Genomic DNA, 15,052 nt, shown 5'->3' with positions numbered 1-15,052 from the left:
GATATAAAGGAGATGGGGTCATATGGTCGAGCGGAAAAGAACATTTTTAAAGCGATTCCTCGCTCATCATACGCTTCGTAAACGAGAAGCCAAGTGGATTATCGACTACTGGCTCAGACATCCAGAAAAACTCGGGAACGTTCATTTCGTCACGAACGCCTCGGTCTCACCGCGCAGTTTGATCATGACGGCGTATGGATTTGACGGCGAACCGTTCCGTTACCGTCGGGGTGACCTCATCACGGTCAATCCCGAGAAGGCGTATCACGACATCCGGCTCCACGACGGCGCCATCTACGTGGAGTTGAACTTTCAAGGCATGATGATTGATGAGCTGTGGATTGATATCGTGGAATTGAATCCGTTCGAACCCGTCGCCGAAGTGAAAGACGAAGTGACGACGTCGGCCCAGACGGTCATTCGGGCCTCGGTTGCCCAGTTCGAGGAGGAGCGTCTGCTCGTCGAAATCGATAAGGCACTCGACCGACGGGACGAGAAATTGTTCCGCAACTTGACGAGCCAGCTCCATCAAGTCCGAGCCTCAAAATTATTTTAATAAAAACAAGCGCTTCCGTTATGGTAAGCGCTTGTTTTTTGGTATATTAATGACGTAGGAATACACAATAATTTCACATTTCGTTCATAAGTTTCGCAGAGGGAACGATTGTAGGTACGCTACAATGAACATAATGATGTATGTCTAATGGAGAGGAGGAGGAAGATGAGGTTCGATGGTCTAGACGCGATGAAGTCGCTCTCAGAACGCCAATACGTCGATACGCTCGTCGTCCCGCTCGTCGAACTGGCGTTTGATGAGGACATGGTGCGCAAAGCCGAAGGAAACGAAGTCATCCAGGCGGTGGCACTTGAAACCGAGCGCCAATTGTCCGGCCGGACGATGCTAAGCCCGACAATCAGTTATGTCGACGCGGAGGCAGGGCGTGCGCTCGCCGAACAAGTTACTGTTCAGGCGACGGCATCGGGGTTTACCCACGTGTTGTTCATCTCCTCGGATTTGCGTTTCAAGGGCTCTGAACTGCCGATTATTTTCGTTCCGCCGCTTGCGTTGAAAGGCATGTCCGGCGAGCAGTCGCACACGATGGTTCAAAATTTTGCGACGCAAGTCATTACCGATCTTTCGAGCCGTTGGATGGCGACATGAAGCGGTTGACGTGGAGGTTTTATTGATATACTATTTTGTTGAGTGAGAAATTTTTGTGAAGAATGCATAAAGAATTATGGGGTTATGCACACGAATGAGGGGGGAACGAAATGGCTCAAAATGGGTCAAAAGTCACACGCCGTCAGTTCTTAACGTATACGTTGACTGGTGTAGGTGGCTTTATGGCGGCAACATTGATCAGTCCGATGGTCAACTTTGCGATCGATCCGGTCTTAAAAAAATCGGGAGCGGGCGATAAAGTAAAAGTCATCAGTCTTGATGACATCACGACTGAGCCGCAACGTGTCGACTTTAAGAAACAAACGCAAGATGCTTGGTATGAATTTGAAGAAACGCTTTCGGCGTGGGTATTTAAAGATGAGAGCGGCGAAATCATCGCCTTGTCTCCAATTTGTACGCACCTCGGCTGCCAAGTAGGATATGGTGGAGACCCGACTCGACCGACAGAATTCTTCTGCCCGTGTCACTTCGGTCGCTATGAGAAAGATGGAACGAACATTCCTGGTACGCCTCCGACTGCACCACTTGCACGCTACGAAAAAGAAGAAAAAGACGGCTTCCTATACTTGGGCAGTCCAGTCGCACAGTTGTGAGAGGGGGAATAGTCGATGTTACAAAAAATTTATGATTGGGTCGATGAACGCGTCGACATCACGCCGTTATGGCGCGACATCGCTGACCATGAAGTTCCAGAACACGTCAACCCTGCCCATCACTTTTCAGCATTTGTTTATTGCTTTGGCGGTCTGACGTTCTTCACGATCGTGATTCAAATTCTGTCAGGGATGTTCTTGACGATGTACTATGTACCAGACATCATCAACGCGCACGCGTCGGTGTACTATCTTCAAAACGAGATCGCGCACGGACAAATCGTTCGTGGGATGCATCACTGGGGCGCATCGGTTGCAATCGTCATGTTGTTCTTACATACGCTCCGCGTATTCTTTACCGGGTCGTATAAGAAACCTCGCGAACTCAACTGGGTCGTCGGTGTTCTCTTGTTCTTCGTCGTCTTGGCGCTCGGTCTTACAGGGTACTTGTTGCCGTGGGATATGAAAGCGTTGTTCGCGACGAAAGTTACACTTCAAATTGCCGAGAGTGTCCCGGTCATTGGTGGTATCGCCAAAACGCTTCTCGCCGGTGGCGAGATCGTCGGCGCACGGACGCTCACGAACTTCTTCGCCATTCACGTCTTCTTCTTACCGGCGGCCTTGTTCGGACTCCTCGGAGCCCACTTCTTGATGATTCGTAAGCAAGGGATCTCAGGACCGCTATAAGCCGATTCGAAGACAAAAAGGAGGAGAAACGATATGCATCGCGGTAAAGGGATGAAATTTGTAACCGACTCTCGAGTAGGAATCTCGAATCGGAAACAAAATATTGCTAAAGACTATTCAGAGTATCCAGGACGCACGGAAGCGTTCTGGCCGAACTTCTTGTTGAAAGAGTGGATGGTCGGTTCGGTCTTCTTGATCGGATTCATCGCCTTGACGATTGTCGAGGCCCCACCGCTCCAAAACATCGCCGATCCAACGAACACGTCATACATTCCGCTTCCGGACTGGTATTTCTTGTTCTTGTATCAATTGCTCAAGTATCAGTTCGCAGCAGGGGATTGGATCTTGCTTGGAACGGTCATCTTGCCAGGGGTCGCTTTCACGGCGCTCTTGATCGCACCATGGCTCGACCAAGGACTCGAACGCCGTCCGGCCAAACGTCCGGTCGCCATTAGCTTCATGCTTCTCGGCGTGTTGTCGATTTTCTACTTGACGTGGGAATCGGTTCAAACGACGCACTGGGATCAAGTTCATGAACAAGGGATCTTGGAAGTTCCGGGCGAGGGCCCTGAAATCGATACGGCCGCACCTGGCTATGAGATTTATTCGGCTCAGTCTTGTGTGAACTGTCACGGTCAGAACCTCGAAGGCGGGGCAGCAGCTCCTGCACTCGTCGGCACACAGTATACGGCCGAAGAGATCGCGGATATCGCGGTCAACGGTGTCGGTACGATGCCAGCCGGTCAATGGGATGGTTCGGATGAAGATCTCCAAGCCATGTCTGAATTCATCGCTTCATACGGTGAAGGCGGCGAAAACAACCAATAATCGATTGGTTCAAGAAGCGTGGCCCGTCTAACGGGTCACGCTTCTTTTTACTTCGCCTCCGTTGCGCTACAATAGAGAAAAAAAGGATGGAATACACGAATGATACATATGTTACGCCCGTTTCTCACCCATCGGACCGTCTTGGTGCTCCTGTTCATCATCAACTTGTTCGGAACGATTTACGGATATGTCTGGTATGAGCCCCAGCTCCGTGACACACCGCTCATCTATTGGCCGTTCGTGCCGGACAGTCCGACGGCCTCGTTCTTCTTCACGGTCGTGCTCGGCTTATGGATTGCCGGGAAGAAGTCACCCCTCATGGAGACGCTCGCCTTCGTGACGCTCATCAAATACGGGGTATGGGCCGTCATCATGAACATCTTGTTCTTACGGGAACTCGGTCCCGATGCCGAGACGTTCACTGTGCTCATGGCCGTCATGCTGATGGTGTCACACGGGGCGATGGCGTTCCAGGCGCTGTTGTACGCACCGTTCATGACATGGACGGTCCGCTCGTTCGTCTTGACGCTCATCTGGGTCATCCATAACGACGTCGTCGACTACGTGCTCGGACAATGGCCGCGTTATCCGTCACTGGCCGAACATATCGCCTGGATCGGCTACGGGTCGTTCTGGTTGACCGGAATATGTTTTTTTATGGGATACCACATCATCCTACGCACTTCGCTTGATAATAAGTTCATTAGAATGTAAAATCAGATTATCAAATACACGCAGAGGTGATAGAGAACATGTCATTAGGTGGCTATATTTTCTATCTTGCACTGATTATGCTCATTCCGTTATGGGCCCAGATGCGAGTGAAAAGTACGTACAAAAAGTTTCTCCAACAACCGATTCAAAGCGGAGTCACGGGTGCACAGGTCGCTGACTTCATCATGAAACAAAACGGCGTTCATAACGTCCGGATCGAGATGGTCGATGGTTTGATGAGTGACCATTACGACCCGGTCAATAAAGTCGTCCGTCTGTCGCGCGAAGTGTATCAAGGGTCGACGATTTCATCGGCTGCGATTGCGGCCCACGAGATTGGCCACGTGATTCAAGATGCATCCGACTATAAGTTGATGCGGGTCCGTCACCGTCTCGTCCCGGTCGTGAACATCACGTCGAACTTGTCGTTCCCACTTCTCTTAGGTGGTTTCTTGCTCGGCGCGATGGGGCTCGCCCAACTCGGTGTCATCATGATGCTCGGGGCGGTCGTGTTCCAACTCGTCACGTTACCTGTCGAATTCGATGCCTCGAAACGGGCTATGGCTGAATTGACGAGCCACGGCATCGTCACGGCAACGGAAGAGTCGGGCGCACGCAAAGTGCTCAACGCGGCGGCTTGGACATATGTGGCGGCCACACTTGTCGCCGTCGCCGAACTGATCCGCTTGGCGCTCATCGTCTTCATGCCACGTGATGAGTAGAATCAAGGGTCCCGTCCACGTGACGGGACTTTTTTAATTTTGCTTTCGAAAGGAGTAGCAGATGAATCAACCACAATTGACGAAAGCGGGACGGCTCCGCTTACAAGAACAGCTGGAGACGTTGCGCGGGGATAGCCGGCATGAAGCGCTCGAACGCGTCAAGACGGCCCGAAAGTTTTGTGATTTTCGTGAAGACGTGACGTACGTGGAGGCGGTCCGAGAACAAGAGCGGATTGAGACTAAAATTATCGAACTGGAGCGTCTGCTCGCCGATGCCGTTATCGTCGACGAGGGTCGGCCCGACGTCGTCGCGTTCGGGAGCCGAGTCGTCATTCGGGAATTACCGGACGGGAATGATGAGACGTATCGCCTCGTCGGTGAGCTCGAGGCTGATTTGGCGGAAGAAACGATTTCCGTATCGTCCCGCGGTTCATCGTGGCGTGAATCCCGTCAGCGATGGCCGTAAGATGGTCGCTGATAATCATGGCGGCCTTGCCAGCGTATGTCCCTTCTTGCATCGAGTCGATGACGCGGGCGCCGATATAGACGGCGAGGAGTGTGTACATCGCCTCGCGAATATCGAGATACGTCAAGCTGAGGACGATGACGAAAAAGTCGAACACGAGGAACGTCTTGCCGATTGACCATCCGACGTAACGTTGGACGAGTCGGGCGATGATATCGACGCCTCCCGTCGTCCCACCGTTATTGAAGATGATGCCGAGACCGACCCCGATGAAGAGACCGGCGAATAGACTCGCGAGCACCATATCGTCCGTCAAATCGATGATTAGATTCGAGTACTTGGCGATGAGGGCGTACCAGAGCGAGAAACTGAACGTCCCGATGAGCGTATAGATGAACGTCGTCCGCCCGAGCAGCTTGTAGCTGACAAAAAAGAGCGGGATGTTGAGCGCCAAGTTCGTGATCGATGGCGACCAGTCGAACAAACCGCGCAGAATCAAGGTGATGCCCGTGAATCCGCCTTCCGCCAAATTGTTCTGGACGTTGAAATGATAGACGCCGAACGCGAAAATAAAGGAACCAATTAAAATAAAGAATATATTGCGAAACCGAATCGGTAATTGTACCGTCATTTGGTTCACCTCCCACCTAGTAGCGTACTCGAAAAACCTCTCGATTGACTACCCTCTACATATGACATTCCGCGATGAGTCCGATATACTTTTCACAGAAGAGGTGATTTTATGAAAATAGTAGCAATTGGGGCCCATCCGGACGATATCGAAATCGGAATCGCCGGCATGACCGCCCAATGGACCAAGGCCGGGGTCGACGTTCTATACGTCGATTTGACGAGAGCGGAGCTGTCTTCGAATGGGGACGTCGTCACGCGCGGCATCGAAGCCGAAACGGCCGATCGGGTGCTCGGCATCCGTCGCATCAATCTCGGGTTCCCGGACCGGGGCCTGACCGGGGACGCAACTCAAATCGAGGCGATCGTCCGATTGATTCGGTCCGAGCGTCCGACACACGTTCTGTATCCATACGGCATCGACCGCCATCCCGATCACGGCGCCTGCGCCCGACTCGTCGAGGAGGCGCTCTTTAATGCCGGAATCCGTAAATACATGCCCGACGTCCCGGCATATCGGCCGTCGAGTGTCTATCAATATATGATTAACGCCCATACGACACCGGACGTCTGCATCGACATCACGGGGACAATCGAGCAAAAACTTGACGCCTTGCGTGCCTATGCCAGTCAGTTCACACCGGTCGACGGCGTGGCAACGCCGCTCACGGACGCCTATCTCGAACGGGTATTGGCGAGGGAACGTCACTTCGGTAGCTTAATCGGGACCGCATATGCGGAAGGGTTGATGACGAGCCGCCCATACGTGGTCCATCAGGCAGGTGAGCTCACATGAGTCTAAGAATCGGAGTTCTCTGTTATCCATCGGTCGGGGGCTCGGGCATTCTCGCCACTGAGCTCGGGATGAAACTCGCCGACCGGGGCCATGATGTTCATTTCATCACGTCGAGCATCCCATTCCGATTGAACGCTTATCATCCGAACATCACGTTCCACCAAGTCGAAATCAATCAATACTCGGTGTTCCGGTATCCACCGTACGACATCACGCTGGCGTCGAAGATTGCCAGCGTCATCCGGGCGTTCGGCCTCGATGTCATCCACGCCCACTATGCGGTGCCGCACGCCGTTTGTGCCGCCCTCGGACGCGAGATGGCGGGGACGAAGACACCGATCGTGTCGACACTCCATGGCACGGATATCACCGTGCTCGGCGAAGATGAGGAATTGAAGCCGGCAATTTTGTACGGCTTACGCCAATCGAACGCCATCACGGCCGTCTCGGACAGTTTGAAGCAAGAGACGCTCGAGCGGATCGGGTCCGACTTATCGATTGATGTCATCCACAACTTCATCGATGAGGCGGTCTATCAACCGCAGGCCGACACGTCCCTCCGCGAACGGTATGGCTTGTCCGATCAAGACCGGGTCGTCATCCATATCTCGAACTTCCGGCAAGTGAAGCGAATCGATCTCGTGCTCGAGGCGTTCCAGCAGATGAACGTCCCACATAAGAAACTGCTCCTCGTCGGCGACGGTCCGCTCATGGGAGCGATGCGCCGCCTCGTGAGCGAAATGGAACTCGAAGAGCAAGTCATCTTCGCCGGGAAGCAAGAACAAGTGGCGGCGCTCTTGTCGATTTGCGACGTCCACATCCTGTTATCGGACAAAGAGGCGTTCGGTCTCGTCGCGCTCGAGGCGATGGCGACGGGCGTCCCATCGGTCGTCAGCGATGCGGGCGGATTGCCGGAAGTCATCACTGACGGCGTGGAAGGGTTCGTCGTCAAACGCGGCGACGCGCTCGCGGCGACGAGAGCGCTCGAAGCGATTTTGCTCGACGGGGAACTGCATGCACGCTTCCGCACGAACGGGCTCGAACGGGCCAAACAGTTCGCGTCGGCCGATATCGTCACGGCATATGAATCGCTTTATGAACAGGTGGTGCGCCCATGACGGAATGGGAATACGCCAAACGGATTATCGAGACGATTAACGCCCACGGCGGCGAAGCGTATATCGTCGGGGGGGCCGTCCGTGACTATATGCGCGGTACGCTTCCGGATGACATCGATATCGCCACGTCGCTCTTTCCGGACGAAGTCATGCGCTTGTTCCCGAAATCGGTACCGACCGGAATCGATCACGGCACAGTGACGGTCATTCTCGACCATCATCCGTTCGAAGTGACGACGTTCCGGTCGGAAGGGACGTATTCGGATTCGAGACGGCCCGACCACGTGTCGCTCGGCGTCTCGCTCGAGGAGGACATGAAACGGCGCGACTTCACGATGAACGCGATGGCGTTCCACGATGGCAACGTCGTCGATTTGTTCGGCGGTCGGATGGATCTTGAGGCGCGTGTCATCCGTACCGTCGGCAGCCCGTACGAACGCTTCAATGAGGACGCGCTCCGCATCATGCGGGCGTTCCGCTTCATGGCCCAGCTCGATTTCCGTCTCGATGATGACGTGCAACGAGCTTCCCGCGAACTCGGTCATAAACTGCAAGACATCGCGATGGAGCGGGTCGCCATCGAGTTCGAGAAGTTGATGGTCGGTCCGGCGTATCGAAAAGCGCTGGCGGCGATACTGGACCTCGGCATCCATCAGTATTTACCGAACGTCTCGGCAGAACTGATTGAGCGCGTCATCGCCGACAGACGGACGCCGGTCAATCCGGTCGGCGGCTGGGCGCTGTTCGTCCATCATGCCGCTGCGACCGATTGGTTGACGCCGTGGAAACGCTCGAACGCGCTGAAACGGGAAGCGAACGTGCTCGCCCGGTTGTTCACGACCGGCCTCGACACGTTCACGATTTACGAGACGACGACGGCGACGCTCTCGACGTATCTCGACATGTCGGGTCGGACGGAGACGGCTGAACAGTTGAAGCGGCAGTTGCCGATTCAATCGCGCCGGGAGCTTCGCTTCGACGGCCGTGATGCGCTCCAAATCGGGGCCAAGGGCCCGCTCATCAAACAAGTGCTCGCCCACGTCGAACGGCTCGTGCTGGAAGGCGAGCTCGCCAACGAACCGGAACCGTTACGAAAGGAGGCGAAACGATGGCTTCAACACGCGGAAAAGTATTAAACCTGTTGCAGGACGGGGCGGTCTGGAGTGGTCAAGAGTTGGCCCGTCAATTAAATATTTCACGTACCGCTATTTGGAAGCATATCGAGACGTTAAAACAAGATGGGTATGCGATTGAGACGATTCCTCGAAAAGGGTATCAATTGTTCGGCCAGACCGACCGACTCGATGAGCCGGCGTTCGTATCGTTCCGAAAAGGGCGGTTCGGACAAGCCGTCCATGCGTTTGATCAAGTCGATACGACCCAACGCATCGCCCATGAATTGGCGCAAAAGGGCGTCCTCGAAGGAACGCTCGTCATCAGCGAGGAGCAGACAGCGGGACGAGGCCAACTCGGCCGGAACTGGTATAATCCGAGCCACGTCAATATCGCGGCGAGTGTCATCCTGCGCCCGGCGCTGCCGATTCGCGACGCCTCGAAGCTGACGCTCATGGCGGCGAGCGCGTTCGCGCGCGCTTTGCACGCGCAAGGTATCCCGGCCACCATCAAATGGCCGAATGACTTGTTGCTCAATGGGAAAAAAATCTGCGGCATCTTGACCGAGATGCAGACGGAGGGTGACCGGATTCAAGCCGTCATCCTCGGGTTCGGGTTGAACGTCAATAGCGATGTCATCCCGGACGAGCTCGCCCATCGCGCAACGTCCATCAAGCTGGAAACCAATCAGACGTATCGGAGAAGCGAGTTGCTCGCTCACTTGCTCGCCGAGCTCGAGACGGAATACGATTTGTTCCTCGCGTCAGGATTTGATTCTGTGCGCGCCCATTGGCTCGAACACGCCGCCTATCTGAACGAACCGGTGACGTTGACGGCGTCAGGGAAGCCAAGACGCGGGACGATGCGCGGCATTTCAGAGGATGGGGCACTCCTGTTGGAACATGAAGGAACGGTCGAGCCGATTTACTCTGCCGAGATCGCAGTTTGGAATGATTGATGGAAACGGGTTCGTGGTCTATAATGAATGTGCCGGACGCTATCGCTCGCGAAGTGTACCAGTACTGCAGACCGTCACTACATTTTTTTGTCTGCCTTGATCATTTTGACAGGGACAGAAGGACACTCATCTACTTGAGATTGTTTTCGTGCGCCTTCTTACCATTCGTGTAGGAAGGCGTTTTTTCTAACCTGTCTCCACATTAGGAGGAGAACTATATGCATACGATGACTTCGTTATTGAAGAAGATGAAGCAAGAAGAGAAATTGGTCATGTTGACCGCCTACGATTACCCGTCCGCAAAACTGGCCGAGGCTGCAGGCGTCGATATCATTTTAGTCGGGGACTCGCTCGGGATGGTCGTGCTCGGTTACGATTCGACGATTCCTGTGACAATCTCGGACATGGTCCATCACGCGAAAGCGGTTCGCCGCGGGGCCCGTGACACGTTCGTCGTCGTCGATATGCCGTTCGCGACATACCACGGTGATTTCGACCGCACGCTCCAAGCGGCCGCGACGTTGTTCCAAGACGGACAAGCCGATGCGATTAAACTTGAAGGGGCTGGCGAGGTGCTTGAAACGATCGAGCGTCTGACGAAAGTCGGTATGCCGTGTGTCGCCCACCTTGGCCTCACTCCGCAATCGGTCGGTGTGCTCGAAGGTTATAAAGTACAAGGCAAATCGCTCGAAGACGCAGAACAGTTGATTGCCGATAGCCTCGAGGCGGAGCGGGTTGGCGCGAAGATGCTCGTCCTCGAATGCGTGCCACATCAATTGGCCAAAAAGATTGCCGAGGCGCTCAGCATCCCGGTCATCGGAATCGGTGCGGGTGCCGATGTGGATGGCCAAGTACTCGTCTATCACGATATCTTGAAATATGGCGTCGACCGCCTTCCGAAGTTCGTCGAGGCATATGCCGACGTGAATGAAGTGGCGACGACGGCAATCCGCAATTACGTCGATGCGACGAAAGACGGCTCGTTCCCGCTCGAACGGCACACGTTCACGATGGATGAGTCATTGCTCGACACGCTCTACGGGGGCAAGGCATGAACATCGTCACGACCCCACGTTCGTTACAAGAAGCATTGACAGGTGTCGGGACGATCGGTTTCGTCCCGACGATGGGTTATTTGCATGAAGGGCACCTCAGTCTCGTCGAAGCGGCCAAGTCAGAAAACGACCTCGTCGTCATGAGCATCTTCGTCAACCCGACCCAGTTCGGACCGAACGAGGATCTCGACCGCTATCCGCGTGATTTCGAGCGGGACGAGGCACTCGCCCGCGAGGCAGGTGTCGACGTCTTGTTCTACCCGAACACGGAGACGATGTACCCGCTCGACATGGCACGTGTGACGGTGCGCACCGGCGCTGATGTATTATGCGGGGCCAGTCGTCCCGGTCATTTCGATGGCGTCTTGACCGTCGTTTCGAAACTGTTCAATCTCGTCCGTCCGACCCGCGCTTACTTCGGGTTGAAGGATGCGCAACAGGTCGCTCTAATCGAAGGCTACGTCCGCGACTATTTCGTCCCGGTCGAGATTCGCCGCTGTGCGATTATCCGTGAACCGTCGGGCCTTGCGAAATCGTCCCGTAACGTCTATTTATCGGAGTCAGAGAAGGTGGATGCGAGTGACATCAACCGTGCCTTGATCGAGGCGCGAGACGCCCTTGCGCAAGGTGAGGCGATTCGAGACGTGATGGAACGGCTCGAGGACCGCTTGAGCAACATTCCGAACAGCACGATCGACTATGTCGAAATCAAAGACTATCCGACGTTGACCGAGGTGACCTCCGCGTCAACCGAACTATTGATTGCTGTAGCGGTGCAGTTCGAACGGGCCCGCTTGATTGATAATGTGATTTGGAAGAGAGGATGAATCCAATGATTCGAACATTTATGCACGCAAAACTACACAAGGCGACCGTCACCGAGGCGAACTTACATTACGTCGGCTCGATCACGATCGATGAAGATTTAATGGATGCGGTCGGGATCATGGAAAACGAGCATGTCCACATCACGAACAACCATAATGGGGCTCGCATCGAGACGTACGTCATCAAGGGCGAACGAGGTTCAGGTGTCGTCTGTTTGAACGGGGCTGCGGCCCGTCACTTCCAAGTCGGGGACGTCGTCATTATCATGGCGTACGGTCAAATGACGGCCGAGGAAGCGAAACAACATCGTCCGAAAGTCGCCGTCTTGAACGAGCGAAACGAGATCGATCAACTTCTATACGAAGAAATCGCCCATACGATTTTATAAGACAAACGGGGATGTCCGCGAGAGGCATCCCCGTTTTTTCGTGTATCGTTCTATGGTAAGATGAGACAGACAGAAAGCACGAGCGTGCCGAAGATGGGATGGATGTTATGGACACCTATGTGATAGTGGATTTGGAGACGACTGGTCATTCCGTCAAGTCCGGCGACGAATTGATTGAATTTGCGGCGGTGGTCGTTCAAGGGAGTGAAGTGATTGAGCGCTACAGTACCTTGATTCGTCCGAGTCGCCCGATCCCGCCTTTTATCACGCAGTTGACGACGATTACGAATCAAGACGTGGCGGAAGCCCCGACGTTTGAGGAAGTGATCCCAGATATATGGAAGATGCTAGACGGGCAGATTTTTGTCGCCCATAACGTATCGTTTGATTTGAATTTTTTGAATGAAAGCTTAGAGTTGGCCGGGTATATCCCGTTCCAGGGCCGGGCCATCGACACGGTCGAGCTGGCACGGATTCTATACCCGACGCTCGAGAGCCACGCACTTGAGTCGCTCGCCGAGACGTTCAACCTCGTCCACACCGACGCGCACCGCGCGCTCAGCGACGCCGAGGCAACGGCTGAACTGTTCGTTCGCTTGGTCGAGCGGTTGCGCGCGTTACCGCTCGTCACGCTGAAACAATTGCGGCGGTTGTCCGAGTCGTGGACGAGCAACGTCGAGCCGCTGCTCGATGAGTTGATCATTCAAGTCGGGATTCGAGCCGACGACGAGACGACGTACGATATTCATCGGAAAATCGCACTGAGACGTCTCGTCGACACGTTCGAACCCGCCGTCGAACGCGAGCCGTTCGAGCCGTTCCTTCACCGGACGATTGAAGAGACGCTCCCGGCATTGTTCGGGCAATTCGAACCGCGTCAAAGTCAATTCGAGATGATGCGCCACGTCTATAAAGCGCTCGATGACGAAGCGACACTGTTAATCGAGGCGGGAACAGGGACCGGAAAAACGTTGGCGTATTTGATTCCGAGCGCCCATCACGCGCTCGAGACGAAACGACCGGTCGTCGTCAGCACACATACGATTCAATTGCAGGAACAGCTGTTGACTCGAGATTTGCCGATTTTAAAAGCGATTTTCCCTGAAGTCGAATTCACGTTGTTGAAAGGGAGACGCAATTACATCGACCTCCGCAAGTTCGAGATGATTCTCGAGGAGGCGAACGAAGGCTTGCTCCCGGCGATGTGCAAGGCGATGGTACTCGTCTGGTTGACCGAGACCGTGACAGGCGACTTGGAAGAGTTGTCGCTACCGGGTGCGGCGTCACAAGGGCCGGCCTCGTTCAAACGGCTCATCCAAGCCGACGCGGCCTCGGACTTCGGGCGTTTCGACCCGTGGTATAGCCGGGACTTCTTCACCCGGGCCGTCTTGCGCTCGAAAGAGGCCGATATCATCGTGACGAACCACGCCTTATTGTTCTCTGATTTGCAGCATCAGGCCGGGATTCTTCCGACCGATACGCCGCTCATCTTAGATGAGGCCCATCAAGTCGAGGAAGTCGCGTCGCATCACTTCGGTGTGACGTTCGACGCGATTCAGTTCGACCGCTTGTTCAAGTGGTTCGGTTACGGCGCCGATGGCAAGTTCCATTCACGCGTGCTCGGACTCGCTGATTTGACGGCCGTCGCGGAAGAAGCCGAGGCGTTCAGCAAGGCGACCGATCAAGCGCTCGCGCGCGTCGACGATGAACTGAACGATTTGCTCACGGCGCTCCAGTCGCTCGGTAAAAAGCGGGAGCAACGTCAAACCGTCCGCTTCGAGCGGGAAGGGGAGCCGTTCCGTCCGATTCGGGAAGTGGCGAAGCGACTCGAAGACCGTCTGCGGACACTCCGGACGACGCTCCGGCAACTGCATCGGCTTCTCGATGAGCATAAAGAACATATGACGTTCAAACAACGGGCCGTGCTCGGGGATTTGAAGGCGTTCATCGGGGACGTGCGCGATATCGAGAGCGTGCTCTACGAGACGATGCTCACGCGGGATGACGATGCTGTCAGTTGGGTCGAACTCAACCTGGCCCACCGTAAGTTGACTTCGGTGTATACGCAACCGGTCGAGATCGGTCCACTCTTGCATGAACGACTGTTCGCCAAGCGTCCGACCGTCTTGACGTCGGCGACGATGACCGTTTCGGGCCGATTCGGATTCATCGAACGCCGTCTTGGACTCGACGGCGAAGATGTCCGTCGCGTCGTCCTGGCGTCACCGTTTGATTTCAAGAAACAAGCGAAACTGTTTGTGCCGTCCGACATCCCGCTCATCAACGAGGTTCCGTTGCCGCGGTTCGTCGAACAGATTGCAGGCTCGATTGCCCAAATCGCCAATGTGACGAAAGGTCGGATGCTCGTCTTGTTCACATCGAACGAATTGTTGCGCTTGACGCATGAGGCCGTCAAAGACCAGCTTGATGAGGGCTATACGCTCCTCGCCCAAGGCGTGAGCGGCGGATCACGTAGCCGTTTGACGAAACAATTCAAGCGCATCGACCAATCGATTTTGTTCGGGACGGCCAGCTTCTGGGAAGGCGTCGACATTCCGGGCGAGGCACTCACTTGCCTCATTATCGTCCGACTCCCGTTCGCCCCGCCCGACCAACCGGTCATGCAGGCGCGGTCCGAGAAAATCGAGGCGACAGGCAAATCGTCATTCTTTGAGCTGTCACTCCCGCAAGCGGTCATCCGCTTTAAACAAGGGGTCGGCCGTCTGATTCGCTCGAAAGAGGATTACGGCGCCATCTTCGTCTTCGACCGTCGTGTCGAGACGACCCGTTATGGGAAGCAGTTCATTAACAGTTTGCCGGCCGTCGACCGAATCGACGGTCCGCTCGAGACCGCACTCGCCGAACTGGAGCTGTTTTTAGACGAGAAAGAAAAGACCGGCCTAGGAAATCAGAGATAACGCTAGGCATCGTGATATTATCGTTTTATAATAATGGGTATAGTGTTTTTTGAAG

General features: G+C 54.7%; 16 protein-coding genes and 1 pseudogene. 16 read left to right on the top strand and 1 reads right to left on the bottom strand.

Annotation, left to right across the window (positions count from 1 at the left end; translation table 11 throughout):
- Positions 1-22: 22 nt before the first annotated feature.
- The 8 genes and pseudogenes from KNP82_RS02710 to KNP82_RS15510 all read left to right on the top strand — a co-directional run.
- Positions 23-556: a ReoY family proteolytic degradation factor gene (locus KNP82_RS02710; RefSeq protein WP_021067206.1), complete on the top strand. Its 534-nt coding sequence runs from the start codon at positions 23-25 to the stop codon at positions 554-556.
- Between the two features lie 165 nt (positions 557-721).
- Entirely contained in the window at positions 722-1,162 is a 441-nt protein-coding gene (locus tag KNP82_RS02705) for a DUF2487 family protein (RefSeq protein ID WP_021067207.1), read from the top strand.
- 110 nt (positions 1,163-1,272) lie between these two features.
- Positions 1,273-1,776: a QcrA and Rieske domain-containing protein gene (locus KNP82_RS02700; protein ID WP_021067208.1), complete on the top strand. Its 504-nt coding sequence runs from the start codon at positions 1,273-1,275 to the stop codon at positions 1,774-1,776.
- Between the two features lie 15 nt (positions 1,777-1,791).
- Positions 1,792-2,463, top strand: coding sequence for a menaquinol-cytochrome c reductase cytochrome b subunit (qcrB, locus tag KNP82_RS02695; protein WP_021067209.1), 672 nt, complete (start codon positions 1,792-1,794; stop codon positions 2,461-2,463).
- 33 nt (positions 2,464-2,496) lie between these two features.
- Positions 2,497-3,291 (top strand): menaquinol-cytochrome c reductase cytochrome b/c subunit, encoded by a 795-nt coding sequence (locus tag KNP82_RS02690; RefSeq protein ID WP_021067210.1) that lies wholly within the window; start codon positions 2,497-2,499, stop codon positions 3,289-3,291.
- Between the two features lie 99 nt (positions 3,292-3,390).
- The gene (locus KNP82_RS02685; RefSeq protein ID WP_029595659.1) at positions 3,391-4,005 is read left to right on the top strand and encodes a DUF1405 domain-containing protein; all 615 of its coding nucleotides are present in this window, start codon (positions 3,391-3,393) and stop codon (positions 4,003-4,005) included.
- Positions 4,006-4,043: 38 nt separating this feature from the next.
- The gene (locus tag KNP82_RS02680; protein WP_029595658.1) at positions 4,044-4,727 is read left to right on the top strand and encodes a zinc metallopeptidase; all 684 of its coding nucleotides are present in this window, start codon (positions 4,044-4,046) and stop codon (positions 4,725-4,727) included.
- Positions 4,728-4,788: 61 nt separating this feature from the next.
- Positions 4,789-5,094: pseudogene (locus tag KNP82_RS15510) on the top strand (GreA/GreB family elongation factor); the annotation flags it as partial.
- Here KNP82_RS15510 and KNP82_RS02670 read toward each other — a convergent pair.
- Positions 5,057-5,824, bottom strand: coding sequence for a YitT family protein (locus KNP82_RS02670; protein ID WP_251128619.1), 768 nt, complete (start codon positions 5,822-5,824; stop codon positions 5,057-5,059). The pseudogene KNP82_RS15510 and the gene KNP82_RS02670 overlap by 38 nt on opposite strands.
- A gap of 111 nt (positions 5,825-5,935) precedes the next feature.
- Between KNP82_RS02670 and bshB1 the strand changes: the two genes are divergently transcribed.
- The 8 genes from bshB1 (at position 5,936) to dinG (ending at position 14,997) form a co-directional block, all read left to right on the top strand.
- Complete coding sequence (gene bshB1 / locus KNP82_RS02665; protein ID WP_058763415.1) at positions 5,936-6,619, top strand: bacillithiol biosynthesis deacetylase BshB1; 684 nt, start codon at positions 5,936-5,938, stop codon at positions 6,617-6,619.
- Positions 6,616-7,737: an N-acetyl-alpha-D-glucosaminyl L-malate synthase BshA gene (gene bshA, locus KNP82_RS02660; RefSeq protein ID WP_214799530.1), complete on the top strand. Its 1,122-nt coding sequence runs from the start codon at positions 6,616-6,618 to the stop codon at positions 7,735-7,737. Before bshB1 ends, bshA begins: the two co-directional genes overlap by 4 nt.
- A complete protein-coding gene (locus KNP82_RS02655; protein WP_214799532.1) occupies positions 7,734-8,873 on the top strand; it encodes a CCA tRNA nucleotidyltransferase in 1,140 nt (379 codons plus the stop codon). Before bshA ends, KNP82_RS02655 begins: the two co-directional genes overlap by 4 nt.
- Positions 8,846-9,808 carry a biotin--[acetyl-CoA-carboxylase] ligase gene (locus tag KNP82_RS02650; RefSeq protein WP_214799535.1) on the top strand — a complete coding sequence of 321 codons (963 nt, stop codon included), beginning with the start codon at positions 8,846-8,848 and terminating at the stop codon, positions 9,806-9,808. The genes KNP82_RS02655 and KNP82_RS02650 overlap by 28 nt, the downstream gene beginning before the upstream one ends.
- A 218-nt stretch (positions 9,809-10,026) precedes the next feature.
- Entirely contained in the window at positions 10,027-10,863 is an 837-nt protein-coding gene (panB, locus tag KNP82_RS02645; RefSeq protein WP_021067219.1) for a 3-methyl-2-oxobutanoate hydroxymethyltransferase, read from the top strand.
- Positions 10,860-11,690 carry a pantoate--beta-alanine ligase gene (gene panC, locus KNP82_RS02640; RefSeq protein ID WP_214755837.1) on the top strand — a complete coding sequence of 277 codons (831 nt, stop codon included), beginning with the start codon at positions 10,860-10,862 and terminating at the stop codon, positions 11,688-11,690. The genes panB and panC overlap by 4 nt, the downstream gene beginning before the upstream one ends.
- Positions 11,691-11,695: 5 nt before the next feature.
- Positions 11,696-12,079, top strand: coding sequence for an aspartate 1-decarboxylase (gene panD / locus KNP82_RS02635; RefSeq protein WP_021067221.1), 384 nt, complete (start codon positions 11,696-11,698; stop codon positions 12,077-12,079).
- Positions 12,080-12,186: 107 nt separating this feature from the next.
- Complete coding sequence (dinG, locus tag KNP82_RS02630) at positions 12,187-14,997, top strand: ATP-dependent DNA helicase DinG (protein WP_214826956.1); 2,811 nt, start codon at positions 12,187-12,189, stop codon at positions 14,995-14,997.
- The last annotated feature ends 55 nt before the right edge of the window (positions 14,998-15,052 follow it).

The sequence above is a fragment of the Exiguobacterium sp. s26 genome (assembly GCF_018618235.1).
Lineage (GTDB): Bacteria > Bacillota > Bacilli > Exiguobacteriales > Exiguobacteriaceae > Exiguobacterium > Exiguobacterium chiriqhucha.
This window is presented reverse-complemented; position numbering and strand designations above follow the sequence as displayed.